General features: G+C 59.3%; 14 protein-coding genes. 11 read left to right on the plus strand and 3 right to left on the minus strand.

Features of this window, described 5'->3' with window-relative positions; genetic code table 11:
- The first annotated feature begins 93 nt into the window (after window positions 1-93).
- From carB to H0O21_RS09490, 3 genes are all read left to right on the plus strand, one after another.
- Window positions 94-3,417 (plus strand): carbamoyl-phosphate synthase large subunit, encoded by a 3,324-nt coding sequence (gene carB, locus H0O21_RS09480; RefSeq protein ID WP_185189504.1) that lies wholly within the window; start codon window positions 94-96, stop codon window positions 3,415-3,417.
- 26 nt (window positions 3,418-3,443) lie between these two features.
- On the plus strand, window positions 3,444-4,124 hold the full coding sequence (locus tag H0O21_RS09485) for a DUF3386 domain-containing protein (protein ID WP_185189505.1): 681 nt from the start codon (window positions 3,444-3,446) through the stop codon (window positions 4,122-4,124).
- A 65-nt stretch (window positions 4,125-4,189) separates the two neighbouring features.
- Window positions 4,190-5,518: a sodium:alanine symporter family protein gene (locus tag H0O21_RS09490; protein ID WP_185189506.1), complete on the plus strand. Its 1,329-nt coding sequence runs from the start codon at window positions 4,190-4,192 to the stop codon at window positions 5,516-5,518.
- Here H0O21_RS09490 and H0O21_RS09495 read toward each other — a convergent pair.
- Together H0O21_RS09495 and H0O21_RS09500 are read right to left on the minus strand one after the other, a co-directional pair.
- The gene (locus H0O21_RS09495; RefSeq protein WP_185189507.1) at window positions 5,493-5,729 is read right to left on the minus strand and encodes a DUF6447 family protein; all 237 of its coding nucleotides are present in this window, start codon (window positions 5,727-5,729) and stop codon (window positions 5,493-5,495) included. The genes H0O21_RS09490 and H0O21_RS09495 overlap by 26 nt on opposite strands.
- 66 nt (window positions 5,730-5,795) lie before the next feature.
- Window positions 5,796-7,541, minus strand: a complete 1,746-nt coding sequence (locus H0O21_RS09500) for an ABC transporter ATP-binding protein (protein WP_185189508.1) — start codon at window positions 7,539-7,541, stop codon at window positions 5,796-5,798.
- Between the two features lie 41 nt (window positions 7,542-7,582).
- On the opposite strand from H0O21_RS09500, the gene H0O21_RS09505 reads away from it, so the two are divergent.
- The 4 genes from H0O21_RS09505 to H0O21_RS09520 are packed head-to-tail and all read left to right on the plus strand — an operon-like array spanning window position 7,583 to window position 9,783.
- Window positions 7,583-7,780: an RNA-binding S4 domain-containing protein gene (locus H0O21_RS09505; protein ID WP_131457523.1), complete on the plus strand. Its 198-nt coding sequence runs from the start codon at window positions 7,583-7,585 to the stop codon at window positions 7,778-7,780.
- 33 nt (window positions 7,781-7,813) lie between these two features.
- Window positions 7,814-8,545 carry a triose-phosphate isomerase gene (tpiA, locus tag H0O21_RS09510; protein ID WP_185189509.1) on the plus strand — a complete coding sequence of 244 codons (732 nt, stop codon included), beginning with the start codon at window positions 7,814-7,816 and terminating at the stop codon, window positions 8,543-8,545.
- 7 nt (window positions 8,546-8,552) lie between these two features.
- Entirely contained in the window at window positions 8,553-9,419 is an 867-nt protein-coding gene (gene folP / locus H0O21_RS09515; protein WP_185189510.1) for a dihydropteroate synthase, read from the plus strand.
- Window positions 9,391-9,783, plus strand: coding sequence for a thiol-disulfide oxidoreductase DCC family protein (locus H0O21_RS09520; protein WP_185189511.1), 393 nt, complete (start codon window positions 9,391-9,393; stop codon window positions 9,781-9,783). The genes folP and H0O21_RS09520 overlap by 29 nt, the downstream gene beginning before the upstream one ends.
- A 58-nt stretch (window positions 9,784-9,841) precedes the next feature.
- Here the strand turns inward: H0O21_RS09520 and H0O21_RS09525 are convergent, their stop codons facing one another.
- The gene (locus H0O21_RS09525; protein ID WP_185189512.1) at window positions 9,842-13,855 is read right to left on the minus strand and encodes a magnesium chelatase subunit H; all 4,014 of its coding nucleotides are present in this window, start codon (window positions 13,853-13,855) and stop codon (window positions 9,842-9,844) included.
- A gap of 120 nt (window positions 13,856-13,975) precedes the next feature.
- Between H0O21_RS09525 and dapB the strand changes: the two genes are divergently transcribed.
- The 4 genes from dapB to H0O21_RS09545 are packed head-to-tail and all read left to right on the plus strand — an operon-like array spanning window position 13,976 to window position 16,955.
- Window positions 13,976-14,827 carry a 4-hydroxy-tetrahydrodipicolinate reductase gene (gene dapB / locus H0O21_RS09530; protein WP_185189513.1) on the plus strand — a complete coding sequence of 284 codons (852 nt, stop codon included), beginning with the start codon at window positions 13,976-13,978 and terminating at the stop codon, window positions 14,825-14,827.
- A gap of 30 nt (window positions 14,828-14,857) precedes the next feature.
- On the plus strand, window positions 14,858-15,520 hold the full coding sequence (locus H0O21_RS09535) for a hypothetical protein (RefSeq protein WP_131457352.1): 663 nt from the start codon (window positions 14,858-14,860) through the stop codon (window positions 15,518-15,520).
- 36 nt (window positions 15,521-15,556) lie between these two features.
- Complete coding sequence (locus tag H0O21_RS09540; RefSeq protein ID WP_131457354.1) at window positions 15,557-15,811, plus strand: high light inducible protein; 255 nt, start codon at window positions 15,557-15,559, stop codon at window positions 15,809-15,811.
- Window positions 15,798-16,955, plus strand: a complete 1,158-nt coding sequence (locus tag H0O21_RS09545; protein WP_185189514.1) for an FAD-dependent monooxygenase — start codon at window positions 15,798-15,800, stop codon at window positions 16,953-16,955. The genes H0O21_RS09540 and H0O21_RS09545 overlap by 14 nt, the downstream gene beginning before the upstream one ends.
- Window positions 16,956-16,972 lie beyond the last annotated feature (17 nt).

Raw genomic sequence — 16,972 nt, forward strand, 5'->3', positions numbered from 1 at the left:
GACCCCTCAGTCAGGCCCCGCTGTGACGTGGATCCCTCCGATGAGGGTCGACAGCATGGGAGGCTTAACAGGTTTGCCTATCTCCAGAGGCCCATGCCCCGGCGGTCTGATCTGCGTCGCATTCTGCTGCTGGGTTCAGGTCCGATCGTGATCGGTCAGGCCTGCGAGTTTGATTACTCCGGCACCCAGGCCTGCAAGGCCCTGCGGGCCGATGGATTTGAGGTTGTTCTGGTCAATTCCAACCCCGCCTCGATCATGACCGATCCGGACATGGCGGATCGGACCTATGTCGAGCCTCTGACGCCTGAGGTGGTGACGCGGGTGATCGAACGAGAGCGACCGGATGCCCTCTTGCCAACGATGGGCGGTCAGACCGCCCTCAACTTGGCTGTGGCCTTGGCTGAGAACGGAACCCTGGACCGTTTTGGGGTTGAACTGATCGGTGCAGATCTGCAGGCAATTCGCAAGGCCGAGGATCGGCAGCTCTTCAAGCAAGCCATGGAGCGGATCGGCGTCAAGGTCTGCCCCTCAGGCATCGCTTCAAGCCTCGAGGAAGCGGATGCTGTTGGCGCAGCAATCGGCAGTTATCCACGGATCATTCGACCAGCCTTCACTCTTGGGGGCAGCGGTGGCGGCATCGCCTACAACCCAGAGGAATACGCGGCGATTTGCAAAAGCGGCCTTGAGGCCAGCCCTGTGTCGCAAATTCTGATTGAGCAGTCTCTTCTCGGTTGGAAGGAATTTGAGCTCGAAGTCATGCGGGATCTGGCAGACAACGTTGTGATTGTCTGCAGCATCGAAAATCTGGATCCGATGGGTGTGCATACCGGTGACTCGATCACCGTGGCACCGGCTCAAACCCTGACCGATCGGGAGTATCAGCGGCTGAGGGATCAGTCGATCGCGATTATTCGAGAGATCGGTGTTGCCACCGGCGGCAGCAACATCCAATTCGCCATCAACCCCGCCGATGGCGATGTGGTGGTGATTGAAATGAATCCTCGCGTGAGCCGTTCTTCGGCTCTCGCCAGTAAAGCCACCGGGTTCCCGATCGCCAAGATCGCTGCTCGTTTGGCGGTGGGATACACCCTCGACGAAATCCTCAACGACATCACCGGTAAGACGCCGGCTTGTTTTGAGCCGACGATCGATTACGTCGTGACCAAAATCCCACGGTTTGCTTTTGAGAAATTCCGTGGTTCCCCTGCGGTGCTCACCACGGCGATGAAATCCGTGGGTGAAGCCATGGCCATCGGTCGCTGTTTCGAAGAATCGTTCCAGAAGGCGTTGCGATCTCTTGAAACGGGGCTTGCAGGTTGGGGCTGTGATCGTTCAGAGCCGTCCTTCACGTCCGCTGAACTGGAACGCAGCCTGCGCACACCTTCTCCAGATCGGATCTTGGCTGTGAGGTCAGCGATGGTTGCCGGTCGCTCGGATGAGGAGATCCATCAGCTCAGCAAAATCGATCCCTGGTTCCTGGCCAAGCTGCGCAGGTTGATCGAAGCCGAACAACGACTTCTTCAGGGCCGCAGCTTCGATCAGATCAGTGCAGAGTCGCTCTTGGAGCTCAAGCAGCTTGGCTATTCCGATCGTCAGATTGCTTTCGCTACCAGCACCAAAGAACTCGAGGTGCGAAGTCGGCGGGAATCCCTCGGGGTGATCCCTGTGTTCAAAACGGTGGACACCTGCGCGGCCGAATTTGCCTCCACGACTCCGTATCACTATTCGACCTATGAGCGGCCGGTCCAGAGGCTCTCAGCCGATGGCGCCCTTGAGCTTTTATCTCCGGCATCTGAGGTGCTGCCCGAGCAACGACGCAAGGTGATGATTCTTGGCGGTGGGCCCAATCGGATTGGGCAGGGAATTGAATTCGATTACTGCTGTTGCCACGCCTCCTTTGCTGCCCAGGAGCGTGGCTTTGCCACGGTGATGGTGAACAGCAATCCAGAGACTGTCTCCACCGATTACGACAGCAGTGACCGTCTCTATTTCGAACCGCTCACCCTCGAAGATGTGCTCAATGTCATTGAGGCAGAGCGGCCAGAAGGCGTGATTGTTCAGTTTGGTGGCCAGACCCCTCTCAAGCTGGCCCTGCCGTTGCTCGATTGGCTGGATAGTCCTCGGGGCAGAACGATCGGTACCCGGATTCTCGGCACCTCACCAGGCTCGATCGATCGAGCTGAAGACCGGGAACAGTTCGAGGCGATTTTGCGTCAGCTGGAGATTCGTCAACCTCGCAATGGCCTCGCCCGCAGTGAGGAAGAGGCACGTCGTGTCGCAGCGTCCGTTGGTTACCCCGTTGTGGTCCGCCCTTCTTATGTGCTGGGTGGGCGCGCGATGGAGGTGGTCTTTGATGAGTCGGAGCTCGATCGCTACATGGTTGAGGCTGTGCAGGTGGAGCCCGAGCACCCTGTACTCATCGATCAATACCTTGAAAACGCGATCGAGGTGGATGTTGATGCCCTCTGTGATTCCAGCGGATATGTTGTGATCGGAGGACTGATGGAGCACATCGAGCCGGCGGGAATTCACTCCGGTGATTCCGCCTGCTGCTTGCCCTCTGTGTCGCTCGGGGCTGAGGCTCTCACTGTCATTCGTCAATGGACCGAGGCGCTTGCTCTCGCCCTTCAAGTGCAGGGACTGATCAATCTGCAGTTCGCCGTTCAGCGTGATGGCAACGGTGAGGAGGTGGTTTACATCATTGAGGCCAATCCAAGGGCATCGCGCACGGTGCCTTTTGTGGCCAAGGCCACTGGTCAGCCTCTGGCCAGGATCGCCACCCGCCTGATGACTGGAGAAACCCTCGCGGATGTTGGCGTAGTGGAGGAGCCCAAGCCGCCTCTCCAAGCGGTGAAGGAGGCGGTACTGCCTTTCCGTCGTTTCCCTGGCGCCGATTCCCTTCTGGGTCCGGAGATGCGTTCCACCGGCGAGGTGATGGGCTCCGCTGGCGGCTTTGGGATGGCCTATGCCAAGGCGGAACTGGCTGCCGGTGATGGGCTCCCAACGGCCGGCACCGTGTTCCTCTCAACCCATGACCGGGATAAACAGGCCCTGGTTCCCGTCGCTGCACGATTGATTGAACTGGGCTTTCAGCTCACTGCAACGGCCGGCACCGCCAAGGTGCTGAGCGCCGCAGGCTTGCAGGTCACCCCTGTGCTGAAAGTGCATGAAGGTCGTCCCAACATCGAAGACCGGATTCGCTCCGCCGGGGTTCAGCTGGTGATTAACACCCCCATTGGTCGGCAGGCGGCCCATGACGACCGCTACATCCGTCGAGCAGCGCTCGATTACAGCGTGCCAACCGTCACCACCCTGGCCGGAGCGCGGGCAGCGGTGGAGGGGATCGCCGCCCTTCAGCAGCAACAGCTGGAGATTCATGCCCTCCAGGATGTGCATGCTGGCGCGACTGGCCGTTAGGGTCCACTTCAGCGAAGACGTTCACCGTGACCATTGCCACCACCTCCCTGCCGGCCCAGGGTTCTGACTGCCGCGACGCCTTCCGTGCTGCCTACGAGAATCGCTACACATGGGATCCAGGTTTCCCCGGTTACGAGGGGCGCTGTGTCTGGATCCAGGCAGAGCGCACGGTCGAGGGCTCCTTCAAGGTTGGTGCTGACTTAAAGGCCGCTGTTGAAGGGGTGGATGATCCTGAGGTGGCGAAGGCGATCAACTCCCAGCTCTGGGAGGTGGCGATTCATCGGGTGCGGCGCAGTTTTGATCAGGTGCATGGAGAGAACACCTTCACCGCGGGCGACAACAGTGCCGAAGGGCTGGAAGTGATCGTCGGTGGCAAGAACAGTGGAGATCGCTATCGCATTCGTGATCGCGTCGTGACCATGGTCCATCGCCACATTCATGGAACCGTGGTGACGATTCACACGGGCTCCATCACCGAAACCGGTTCTGGTTATCTCAGTCACACCTACACCAGTGCCTATGCCGATCCCGCCACCGGTGCACCGAGGGGAGGCCTGAGCCGTTTCACCGACACCTTTGTCACCCTTCCGGGTTCTGGACTCTGGGTTCTCCAGGAGCGGGTCGTGGCTGTGGAGGCCCATGGCGAGACTCCCGCCTCCGAACAGACCTTCCGCTTCCTGGATTGCCAGGTTCTTCAGGCAGCTTGATTGCTCTTCAGGATTTCTTCGCTTGAATCGACAGATCGTCTGATCGCAGCAGGACCTGTCGCAGCATGGAGTTTCTGAACACTCTGAACGGATGGGTCTGGGGGCCAATCACCCTGGGACTCATCGGGTTCACCGGCCTCTATCTGATGGTGGGGTTGCGGTTCATGCCCCTGCGCCGCATTGGCTTTGCTGTGCGGGCGATGGTTGATTCGATCCGACACACCGAGGGTGAAGGTGATGTGAGTGCGTTTCAGGGCCTGATGACGGCTCTGGCAGCCACAATCGGCACCGGAAATGTGGCTGGTGTTGCCACAGCCATTGGTGTCGGTGGTCCGGGTGCTGTGTTTTGGATGTGGCTTGTGGCCCTCCTGGGTACGGCCACGAAATACGGCGAGTCACTTTTGGCTGTGCATTTCAGGGAAACCGATGCGCTCGGAGAGCATGTCGGTGGGCCGATGTATGCGATCCGTCACGGGCTTGGTCGCCACTGGGGCTGGCTGGCCACCGCCTTTGCTGTCTTCGGAACCCTCGCCGGCTTCGGGATCGGTAATGGGGTGCAGGCCCATGAGCTGGCCAATGCGCTGGATGACTACGGCATCCCTGCCCTGGCCACCGGGGTGGTGATGGCCGTGATCACCTTCGCTGTGATTATTGGCGGTATCGAGCGCATTGGCCGGGTGGCGGCTGTGGTGGTGCCGTTCATGGCCGTGCTCTATGTGCTCGGTGCCCTGATGATCTTGCTCGGCCATCTGGCGGAGATTCCCGCTGCCCTGGGGTTGATTCTTCGTGATGCCTTCACCGGCGAGGCTGCGGCTGGAGGTGTGGTCGGGGTGGTGATTCAAAAGGGCATCGCCCGAGGCGTTTTCTCCAACGAGGCGGGGTTGGGTACAGCTCCGATCGCCCAGGCCGCTGCTCGCCCAGGTGATCCGGTTCTTCAGGGAGCGGTGGCGATGCTTGGCACGGTGATTGACACCTTGATCATCTGCACGATGACGGCTTTGGTCATCGTGATCAGTGGTGCCTATGGCGAAGGGTTGGCTGGTGTTGACATGACCAAGGCCGCCTTTGTCTGGGGGATCCCCGCTGGCGATCATCTCGTTGCTATCGCCACCATGCTGTTCACGGCCACGACGATCCTGGGTTGGGGGTATTACAGCGAACGCTGCTTGGAATTCTTGGTTGGAGTTGGTGCTCCTCTGCGGATCTTCCGCTTCGTTTGGGTTGCGGTTGTGGTGATTGGTGCCGTGGCCAGCTTTGAGACCGTGTGGACCGTCGCCGACATCCTCAACGGGTTGATGGCCCTTCCCAATTTGGTGGCTTTGTTGCTGCTGTCGCCGGTGGTCTTCAGACTCACCGGCGAGTATCGATTCAGTTCTCGTCAGGAAGCGGAGTGACGCTCTTGAGGCGTTCATTCATTTGCATGGCCATCGACTGACGACCCACGGCCAAGACCTTCAGGGTGTCTTCGTGCATCCGCAGCTGGGCATCGGCCACCTGCATGCCACGGACGAGTTCCTTGAGCTCATCGGGAAGGGCATTGAGGTCGTAGCGCTTGCCCTCAAAGGTGAGCACGGGGTTTTGGTTGTCTCCTGTGGAGCTAGTCATTTTGAGGTTCTCGTCAGTCCTGAGGTTGATCCTTGGATCGTGCAGATTTTAAGGGCTCTTGCCCTGTCAAGCGTTCTGCAGATCGCGGATGAACTGGCGTTCACAGAGCTCCCGGTACCGGCCACCCCTCTGCATCAGGGAGTCATGGCTTCCCTGTTCAGTGATCCGACCCCGTTCCAGCACGACGATCGAATCGGCCTCTTGCACGGTGGCCAGTCGGTGGGCGATCACCAGAACGGTGCGTCCGTTCATCGCTTGTTTCAGGCCCACCTGCACGGCAGCCTCGGCTTCGGCATCCAGGGCGCTAGTGGCTTCGTCCAACAGGAGGACGGCGGGATTGCCAAGAACGGCTCGAGCGATGGCCACCCGCTGCAGCTGGCCGCCGGAGATGTTGGTGCCTCGCTCCTCGAGTCGGGTGTTGTAGCCGTCAGGTAGCCGGATGATGAACTCGTGGGCATTGGCCAGGGTGGCGGCTTCGATCAGTTGCTCCTGGCTCGCCTCCCGGCCGAATCGGATCGCTTCGGCAATCGTTCCAGAGAAGACGCTGCTGCGCTGAGGAACCAAGGCCACCTGTTGACGCAGCTCCCTCGCCCGCACTCGGGACAAGTCCTTGCCATCAAGAAGCAGTTGCCCTTGTTGAGCTGTGTTGAAACGCAGCAGCAGTGAAAACAGCGTGCTCTTGCCAGCTCCGGAAGGGCCCACGAGTGCAACGATCTGCCCGGCCTCGATCCTGAGGCTCAGATCATCAAGAACTGGTTGACCAGGTGTGTAAGCAAAAGAGATCCGATCCAGGGTCAGCTGGCCGCTGGGGCGTCCGAGCTCAAGCGCAGGAGTTGGATCCGGCGCTTCGGATGGCTCTCGCTCGATGGCACGTAACCGACGCAACGACGCTTGACCCTGCTGAAATTCGTTGTAGTTCGTGGTCAGGTGGGCAATCGGATCGATCAGCACGATCAGCCCTGTGAGATAGCTGCTCAAGCCCTCACTGTTGAGATCTCCATTGCTGATCCTTGCTGCAGCAAGCACGAGCACTGTGGCGATGCCGAGGACTTCGATGATTCCGACAACGGGATGCTGAAGGGCCACCAAGCGGTAAGTGGTGTAGCGGGCCCTGCGGTGCTGATCGATCTCCTGCTCGAACCGTGCCTGGAGCCAGGGTTCGGCTGCAAAGGCACGCACCAGTGGGAGTCCTTCGATCGCTTCTCCGAGCAGGCCTGCGAGCTCGCTGACTTTCTTCTGGCTTCGTTCAGTTGCAGCCATCACTCGCGCACCAAACAGGCTGATCAGCCAGGCGATCAATGGGGCAAGCAGCACGATGGCCATCGTGAGCTTCCAGTCAAGCCAGAGCATGTAGCCGAGCACGGCTATGAGCTGCAGGGCGCTGGGGATGGTGTCGTGGAGGGTCTTGTAGATGACCTCACTGACCCGATCGGCATCTTCGGTGAGTCGGTAGGTGAGATCCCCAGCAGAGAGTTTTTCGAGGGCACCCAGCTCCACCCGTTGCAGCCTCTGAAACAGGTCGCTGCGTAGAGACTGGCTCACCTGGAGAGCTGGTCCGGCCAGAAGAGAGTCCTGCAGAAACTGGGCCAGCTTTTGGACGAGGAAGACCACCAGCACCACGCCCAGCACGGGAAGCACCACGTCAAGCTGGCCCGAGCCAAGAGCGGGGATCAAGCGGCCCACCAGGTTCATCAGCAGGGGCCAGCTGCCGACGAACACCGCCATGCTCAGGAGCCCCAGGATCAGCCGGCGCAGGTGGGGACGCAGCAGGGGGAGCAACCTGCGGAATCCGGCTTCAGAGGATTTCAGCATCGCGCCACACTATCAATGGTGATCCGTTGCGTTCGATGCTGATGAGGCTGGATCAATTCCTCAAATGGCAGGGCTGGGTTGGGACTGGAGGTGAGGCCAAGCTGCGGATTCAGGCTGGTGATGTATCGGTGAATGGCGCCATTGAGACCCGGCGCGGCCGTCAGCTGCAGCCTGGTGATCGCATCAGAATGGGCGCCGATGAGGCCACGATGGAACCTCAGCAGCAGGTCGGGCCGTAAGTTGTCTGCTGCTGAGCTGCAGAGGACGCAAGCGTGCGCAAACCGGTGATCGCTGGCAACTGGAAGATGCACATGACCTGTGCCCAGGCCAGGGACTGGCTGGCTGCGTTCTTGCCCTTGATCAGTGACACCCCGGATGACCGCCATTTGGTGGTGGCGCCACCGTTCACAGCGATCTCCACGCTCTCAGACCTCACCAAGGGCTCGAAGCTCGAACTCTCCAGCCAGAACGTTCACTGGGAGGGTGAAGGGGCTTTTACAGGTGAGATCTCACCCAGCATGCTTCAGGAGCATGGGGTGACCTATGCCATCGTCGGCCACAGCGAGCCACGCAAATACTTCAGCGAGAGCGATGAACAGATCAACCATCGCGCCCGCTCGGCCCAGTCCCATGGACTGATCCCCATCGTTTGTGTGGGTGAAAGTGACGAGCAACGCACTCGGGGCGAAGCCGAGCGCGTGATTCGCAGGCAGGTGGAGCAGGGGTTGGAGGGGCTGGATCCTGCGACGCTGGTTGTTGCTTACGAGCCGATCTGGGCCATTGGCACCGGCAAGACTTGTGAGGCCAGTGAGGCGAACCGAATCTGTGGCCTCATCAGAAGCTGGGTGGGATCCCCCGATCTGATCATTCAGTACGGAGGGTCTGTGAAGCCGGCGAACATCGATCAGCTGATGGCGATGAGCGATATCGACGGTGTGTTGGTGGGTGGTGCCTCCCTTGATCCTGAGAGCTTCGGCCGCATCGCTAATTACCAGATCACCTGAGTTGAGCATGCGCTGGCCTAATGGCTGGGGGCGGCGTCCGGCTGTGATGGGCGTGTTGAACATCACGCCCGATTCTTTTAGTGATGGAGGCCGTTATTTCGACCCCTCAGCGGCTCTATCCCAGGGGCAAGCGATGGTCAAGGCAGGGGCTGATCTCTTGGATCTTGGTGCTCAGAGCACCCGTCCCGGAGCTGAAGAGGTTGGAGCCAGTGTCGAGATTGCAAGGCTGATCCCCGTGCTCAAAGCCCTGCGTGACCGCTGCCCTGAGCTGATCCTTTCGGTGGATACGTTCTTAGCACCTGTAGCTGAGGCGGCCCTTGCCGCCGGTGCCGACTGGATCAATGACATCAGCGGTGGGCGCCGTGATCCCGGGATGTTGCCTCTGATCGCTTCCACCGGTTGCCCTTTTGTGTTGATGCATTCCCGCGGCGACAGCCAGACCATGGATGCGTTGACGGACTACGGAGTTGAGGGTGTGGTGCAGGGTGTGATCAGAGAGCTTCGGATTGATACGGAGCGGGCGCTTGCAGCAGGGGTGACACAGGAACAATTGCTCTGGGATCCGGGCCTTGGCTTCGCAAAGACCACGGAGCAAAACCTTGAGCTCATCAGGCACCTAGAGCGACTCACTGACCAGGGGATCCCCGTCTTGCTCGGACCATCGCGCAAGCGCTTCATCGGGGCTGTCCTTGACGAACCCAGGCCTAGAGCTCGCCTATGGGGTACGGCTGCAGTGTGTTCTCGGGCTGTGTCGGCCGGTGTGGCGGTGCTGAGGGTCCATGATGTTGGCCCGATCCGCCAAATTGCGGACATGTCCGCTGCCATCAGGCCGGTCAAGGAACACCATGTCACCACGCCTAACCCTTCTCTTTGATGGCGGCTGCCCGCTCTGCGTGCGTGAAGTGAATTTTCTGCGACGACGCGATCGCAAAGAATTGATCCGTTTCGTGGATATCGACAGTCCTGATTACGAGCCATCGCTGTGGGGTGGAATCACCTACCGCCAGGCGATGAGCAGGATTCATGCGATCGAAGCCGATGGAACGGTTCTGAAGGATGTGGCGGTGTTTCGCAGCGCCTACCGTTTGATCGGCCTTGGCTGGTTGTATGCCCCAACCAATTGGCCCGTGATAGGCCCAATCGTGGATGGAGTGTATGGGCTGTGGGCATCCCAGCGACTGAAACTCACAGGCAGGCCCGATCTCGACAACCTGTGTGGCTGCCGAGACCGGGAGTAGCGCCAGACCCCTTAAAGGGGTGACTCTTCACCTGAAGAAGGATCCGAGCAGGAGTGGATCAATCGCCGACGTTGACGCCTTCGATTCGATCTTCCACCTCCTGATAAAGCTCCTGAAGTTGCTGGATGTTTTCATCGGATGTTTCCCAATAACCACGCCCGTTCACTTCAAGCAGTGTGCCGACAATTCGACGGAAGCTGTGAGGATTCAGTTCCATAAGACGCTTTCGCATCTCAGGATCATTGATGAAAGTCTCGTTCGCTTCTTCATAAACGAAGTTGTCGACTTGACCTGAAGTGGCACTCCAGCCGAGGGTGAAATTGAGGCGCTTGGCGACTTCTCTCACGCCTTCATAACCTGAATTAAGCATGCCCTCGTACCACTTGGGATTGAGAAGCTTCGTGCGTGAGTCCAAACGGATGGTTTCACTGAGCGAGCGAACCTGCGCATTGGCTGTGGTGGTGTCAGCGATGTAGCTCGTGGGAGCCTTGCCGTCGTCCCGGAGACCCTTGATGAGATTGGTGGGGTCGCTGTCGAAATAGTGGCTGACATCCGTAAGGGAAATTTCAGCGGAATCAAGGTTCTGGAATGTCACATCAGCGGTCTTCATGACCGATTCAAAAACCTCGCGTTTTTGATTCATTTCACCGGGATTGTCGGCATTGAATGCGAAGGTCTTACGGGAGAGATACATCTCTTGTAGTTCTCCCTCTTCCTCCCAGGTGCTGTTCTCAACAGCCAGGTTCACATTGGAGCTGTAGCTGCCGCTGGCATTGGAGAACACCCGGCAGGCTGCATCACGAAGGCTTGTGCCTTCCTTCTCAGCCTGCTCGAGAGCGTGTTTCCGAACAAAGTTGTGCTCGAGAGGCTCCTCGGCTTCTGCCGCCATCTTCACGCCCTGATCAATTAGTGCCATTTGGTTGATGAACAGGTCGCGGAAAACACCCGAGCAATTCACCACGACGTCAATCCGAGGACGGCCCAGCTCCTCAAGGGGAATCAGTTCGAGCTTGTTCACCCGTCCAAGGGAATCGGGCACAGGACGCACACCAATAAACCAGAGGATTTGGGCCAGGGATTCGCCGTAAGTCTTGATGTTGTCAGTTCCCCAGAGCACGCAGGCAATCGTTTCAGGCCAGGCACCCTGTTCCTGTTTTTGACGTTCAATCAGCTTGTCGACAACGCCCTTGGCTGCTGCCACGGCAGCTCTGGTGGGGATCGCCTGGGGATCAAGGGCATGGATGTTTTTGCCGCTGGGCAACACACCGGGGTTGCGAATCGGATCGCCTCCAGGCCCTGGCAGGACGTATTCCCCATCCAGAGCTCGAAGCAAGCTCTGCATTTCCATGTCAGCGCAGACCTGTTCGAGACAGAACCGCAGGTAGGCAAACAGTTTGTCTAGCGCGACTGAATCAACGCTGGTGAAACCAGCACTGCAGCAGGCTCGGAGCCAAGGCGTTGGCAGTTTGAAGCCGAAACGGGTCAGAAGATCCAGAAGCCAACCAAAATTGCCGCGCAGGTTGACGCGTCCATCCAGGCCGGTCAGGGACCGCACCATCGCACCAACCGCCGCTCGGGACGTCTCGGTAATGGTGCGGTTCAGCTCAACGTCAGCAAGGACGCCATCGTCGTTGCCTTTGTAGATGTCTTCAATTTTGCGACCGAGCGCTTCGGCGAGTAGGCCGGGGAGTGAGCGGATCTCTTCCTCTTCACGTTCAAGTGCAGCGATATTCACAAGTGTTGCTATCGCTTCTTCGGCCGTCGGTGGCTTGCCGATCGTGTGCAGTCCGCAGGGGAGCAGACGGCTTTCGATCTCCATCAGCTGGCGGTAGACCGCGCCGACTACGGCATCCCTGGCCTCCAGGTCAAGACCTGCCGCATCCTCTCCAGGAAGCTGCACGTCTTTGTCAAGATTGCACTGACGGGCGGTTTCAACGATTGCGTTGACGATCTGAACGCCACGGCCGCCTTCACGGAGCTGTTGGTAGGAGCCAACGAGTTCACCGAGCTCCTTGAGTCCCTTGTAGAGCCCAGCATTTTCTGCCGGTGGGGTGAGGTAGCTGATTGTCGAGGCGTACCCCCTGCGCTTAGCAATCGTTGCCTCCGAAGGATTGTTGGCGGCGTAGTAATAGAGATTGGGAAGTGCGCCGATCAGGGAATCCGGGTAGCAGCTTTCGCTCATACCCATCTGCTTTCCTGGCATGAACTCAAGGGAGCCATGGGTGCCGAAGTGGAGCACCGCATCGGCTTTCCACACCTTCTCCAGATAGGTGTAATAGGCGGCAAAGCCGTGATGAGGGCTTGCACTGCGGGAGTAAAGAAGCCGCATTGGATCACCTTCGTAGCCAAAGGTGGGCTGAACGCCGACGAACACGTTGCCGAAATGGCGGCCATAGATCAGAAGGTTCTGACCATCGCTGTTCAGGTTTCCGGGTGGCTTTCCCCAGTTCTCTTCTAGTCGCTCGGAGTAAGGGGTCAGACGCTCGTACTCCTCAACGCTCATCCTGTGGGCAATAGAGAGTTCCGGTGCACCCTGCAGGGCCTCGGGATCATGAATGACCGCCTCCATCAAGCTCTTCGAGTCACGGGGCAGGTTCTGCACGTCGTAACCCTTTGCCTTCATCTCCTCGAGAACCCGGTGGATCGAGCTGAAAACATCGAGATAGGCCGCAGTTCCGACGTTGCCTTTGTCGGGGGGGAAACTGAAGACCGTGATGGCGAGTTTTTTGTCCTTGCGTGGCTTGATCCGCAGGGATGACCAGCGGATTGCTCGCTCGGCGATGGCATCAACGCGATCCTGAAGGGTGTGCGCTTTACCGGTGGCATCGTCACGACCGGAGAGCACGATGGGTTCAATCGCTCCGTCGAGCTCTGGAATCGCGATCTGAAGGGCAACCTGCACGGGGTGGAGGCCGAGATCACTGTCTTCCCATTCCTGCGTTGTCTGGAACACCAGGGGGAGCGCCACCATGTAAGGGCGGTTCAGCCGCTTGAGGGCATCAATGGCTTTCGGGTGATCCTGACGGGCAGGACCGCCGACGAGAGCAAAACCGGTGAGTGATACGACGCCGTCAACCGAAGGTTGATCGGGGTTCAAGGGGTCATAAAAGAAGGAGTTGACCGGCCTGGAAAAGTCGAGACCACCGCAGAAGATGGGAATCACCCTGGCTCCACGGAACTCCAACTCCTGAACGACAGCCACGTAGTGGGCATCGTCGCCGGTCACGATGTGGCTCCGCTGGAGCACCAGGCCAATTACAGGGCCCTGACGGGCTGCGTCGCTGAGATCGCTGCGGCTGCTGTTCCAGTTCAGATATTCCTTGAGGTCCTCGAACATCGAAGGAGCGAGGGGATGCCAGATGCCCAGGTCAGGGAACACCTCCGGGTCAGCGACCTCCAACTCCGGACGTTGCTCCCCTGTTGCCGGAGGGAAGACATATTTGTCAGCCAGCATCAACAGGAAGTTGCGCAGGTTGTCAGGTGTGCCACCCAACCAATACTGAAAGCTGAGCATGAAGCTTCGGGCGTCCTGCGCTTTCTCCACAGGCAGGTACTTGAGCACCGTCGGCAGGGTGTTCAGCAGCTTGAGCATGGCGTCTTGGAATCCAGCTCCGCCTGACTCCTTCCGCTTCTTCATGAAGCCGGCGATCGCGCTCTTGCTTTGGCCGAGCTGGGCCATGGAGAAGCTGCCGAGCTTGTTGAGACGCATCACCTCCGGCATCGAAGGGAAGACCACAGCGGCCTTGAGACGGTCTCGATGGGGAGCCACGGCGTCCACCACCTTTTGAGCCAAATCTTCGATGAAGATCAAAGAGGCGATGAACACATCGGCCTCGGCCACATCGGCCTGGAAATCGGCGTAGTTCTGTGGATCGCGCAGCTCTTCAATTAGGTATCCGCTCAGCTGGAGGCCCAGTGGACCGTTCTGGGCATTGAGGCTTTGGGCCGCCTGTGTGAGGGCGTTTTGGTACTGAGGCTCGAGCACCACATACACCGCCTTCATCACCGCCTGGTGATTGTTGTTGTCAGCAGGAACAATCCGGCGATCGCTGGAGCGGACCTGCGTGAACATCGGCGTGGTTTGAGCAATGTGAAGAAGCCTACGGGCGTTGGTGTCCCTGCTGCGAGGGTTGAAGCTCGGGTGTTACACAGACGGCCGCCCCATAGGCTCTGGCCAGAGAACCCCCACGCCATGGCAACCCCGACAGCAAGTCCGATTCCTGTGGTGGTGGTGGGCGCCCTTGGGCGCATGGGTGCCGAGGTTGTGAAAGCAGTTCTGGCTTCAGACGACTGCCGGGTTGCTGGGGCTGTGGACACCACGCCCGGCAAGGAGGGGGTGGATCTCGGCAGCGAACTCGGGCTCGGTGCTCTCGATGTGGCCGTCACCTCAGATTTCGAAGGCTGTCTCTGCGCCGTTAGCCAGGAGGTGCGTCAGCTAGGCCAAGGCCAGGGCGCTGTGATGGTGGATTTCACCCACCCTTCGGTGGTTTACGAGCACACCAGGGCTGCGATCGCCTATGGAGTGCATCCTGTGATCGGAACAACCGGTCTCTCACCTGAGCAGTTGCAAGACCTCCAGGTTTTTTCGGAGAAAGCCTCTGTAGGTGGAGCGGTGATCCCCAATTTCTCGGTGGGCATGGTGCTGTTGCAACAGGCAGCTGCTGCAGCGGCGCGCTTTTATGACCATGCGGAACTCACGGAACTCCATCACAACCGCAAGGCGGATGCCCCTAGCGGCACGTGCATCAAAACCGCTGAGTTGATGGAGGAGCTAGGCAAGAGCTTCAACCCTGAGGAGGTTGAGGAACACGAATCGCTTGCAGGAAGCAGGGGGGGGCGGCGTCCTAGTGGTCTGCGCCTTCATTCCCTGCGTCTTCCTGGGCTCGTTGCCCATCAGGAAGTCATGTTCGGAGCTCCTGGGGAGACCTATACGCTCCGCCACGACACCATGGATCGGTCTGCCTACATGCCAGGTGTTCTGCTCACTGTTCGCCGGGTGCGTCAGCTCAACGCCCTGGTCTATGGCCTAGAGCGCATTCTCTGATCAAGCCTCCGACAAGCAGCGAAGCGCACCATGCTGATCCCTCTTCGACCTGGCGAACTGCAACGGCTGATCCCGGCGATTGCCACCGGCAATCAGTTTTCTGCCGCTCTCGGGAATCCACGCAAGATTCTCCAGCGGGTGTTGATTTCCACCATCGGTGGCGTGATCACCCTGCTGATCAGCCAAAGTCTCTCGTTCAATCGTTGGGGATCCATTTGGCTGATCCTTGGCGTCGCACTTCTGCTCTACGTCCTCTGGGGACCCATTCTTGAGGCTGGTCAACGCAACGCCACACTGCGCCGTTATCCCGCGGCGGCCATTTTTGAGGGGCAAGTGGCGGAGGCCTACACCCGCGAAAGAGTGGAGAGCCAGCGGGAGCAAGCGGATCAGAACGGCCGCCTGGAGCTTGTCGAGCAACGACGAACCTGGATGGTTCTGGAGCTCGCCGATGAGGACGGGTATCTGGGCCGGTTGAGCTTCCCAATGGAGAAAAAACACGGGGTGATTCGTGCCGGGCTGCCGCTGCGTTGCCTGGTGCTCAGCGATCGCAAAGACTTCTCTCGGGTTGCCGCCTTCAGTGATGCCTGGTTACCCGGCCTGAAGCTCTGGGTCGGCGAGTACCCCTACCTTTTGCGACCGGCTTTCGAGGAGCTTTGCCAGCGCCGCCTGGCGCGCGGGCGCAAAATTTCTTAATAAGGGGTTACAGTGCGTAAAGAAACAGGAGAAAGCATGGTTCAGTCCAACCCTTCCACGGCCCCTGCGATCCGTGGTGCCACCGTCACCACCGAAGATGGCGGTCGTCTGAATGCCTTTGCTACAGAGCCCCGCATGGAAGTTGTTGCTCCTGAGAGCGGTTGGGGCTTCCACGACCGTGCAGAAAAGCTGAACGGGCGGATGGCAATGCTTGGATTCATCGCTCTTCTGGCCACTGAGTTCGCCCTTGGTGGCGAAGCATTCACCCACGGTCTGCTTGGTCTCGGCTGATCCCCGCCGCGTTTCAATCGCTGGAGCCGGTCCGACCGGCTCCCTGCTTGCCTTTGGCTTGGCTCAGCTTGGCTTTCAGGTCATCCTTCAGGATCCACAGCGCGTCGAGGAACTGATTGCTCGAAGTCGGGCCTACGCCCTGACCCACTCATCGCGTCGTTTGCTCAACGAGCTTGGGCTTTGGGACGCCCTTGGCAGCGATCTCATCCCGTTCCGTTCACTTGACCTTCAAGATCGTGAACTGAAAGCACGGGTTGTCTTCACCCCGGATGACCTCGCCGGTGGGAATCGCTTGGTTCCGGCGATTGGCTGGATCCTTGATCACCGGCCTCTGATGGAGCTGCTCCTGGATCGATTGGCCTCCCATCCCTCCGTGCAGTTGCAGCTTGGCGCTGCGCCGGCTCCCCACACCCCAGAGGGGCGCTTCGATCTCGCGATTGCTTGTGACGGTCCAGGGTCACCCCATCGGGGATTTTGGAAGCTGCCTTTCTGGTCTTGGACTTATCAACAGGGTTGTCTCACGTTCAAGGTGCGGCTGCGCAACCCTCAAGCCCAAACCGCATACGAGCTGTTTCGTTGTGAGGGGCCTTTTGCTGTTCTTCCCCTCGGTCACAATGCGTTCCAAATCGTTTGGAGCGCTCCCCTCGAGTGCTGCCGTGAGCGTGCCGCACTCTCTCCTGACCAGTTGCTCAAGGAGCTATTCGGAGTGCTTCCGGAGGGGCTTGAGCTGGAGGCTTTCCTCGACCAGCCCAGGGCTTTCCCCCTGCAGCTGAGCCTCGCCCCCCGCCTTGCACGGGGAGGACTGCTGTTGGTCGGGGAGTCGGGGCATCGTTGTCATCCCGTCGGAGGTCAGGGTCTCAATCTGTGTTGGCGTGATGTGGCGGAGTTGCTTCGACTCCTGAAGCATCCCGCTTCCAGCCGACTCAGTGGATCTGCCATTGGTCGCCGCTATGCCCGCAGCCGCCTTCCTGATCTGATCCTCGTCGGCCTGGCAACGGATTTGCTGGTGCGTCTGTTTTCCAACCGCAACCCTCTGCTGTTGCTTCTGCGCCGTCTGGGGCTGTCCTCCATGGGGCGCTTCGGCGTGCTGCGACAGCTTTCACTTGCTGCGATGACCGACGGACCGTTGGCATGGCGTCGCTGACATCCAGCCGCTGACGG

Source organism: Synechococcus sp. HK01-R, assembly GCF_014217855.1.
GTDB lineage: Bacteria > Cyanobacteriota > Cyanobacteriia > PCC-6307 > Cyanobiaceae > Synechococcus_C.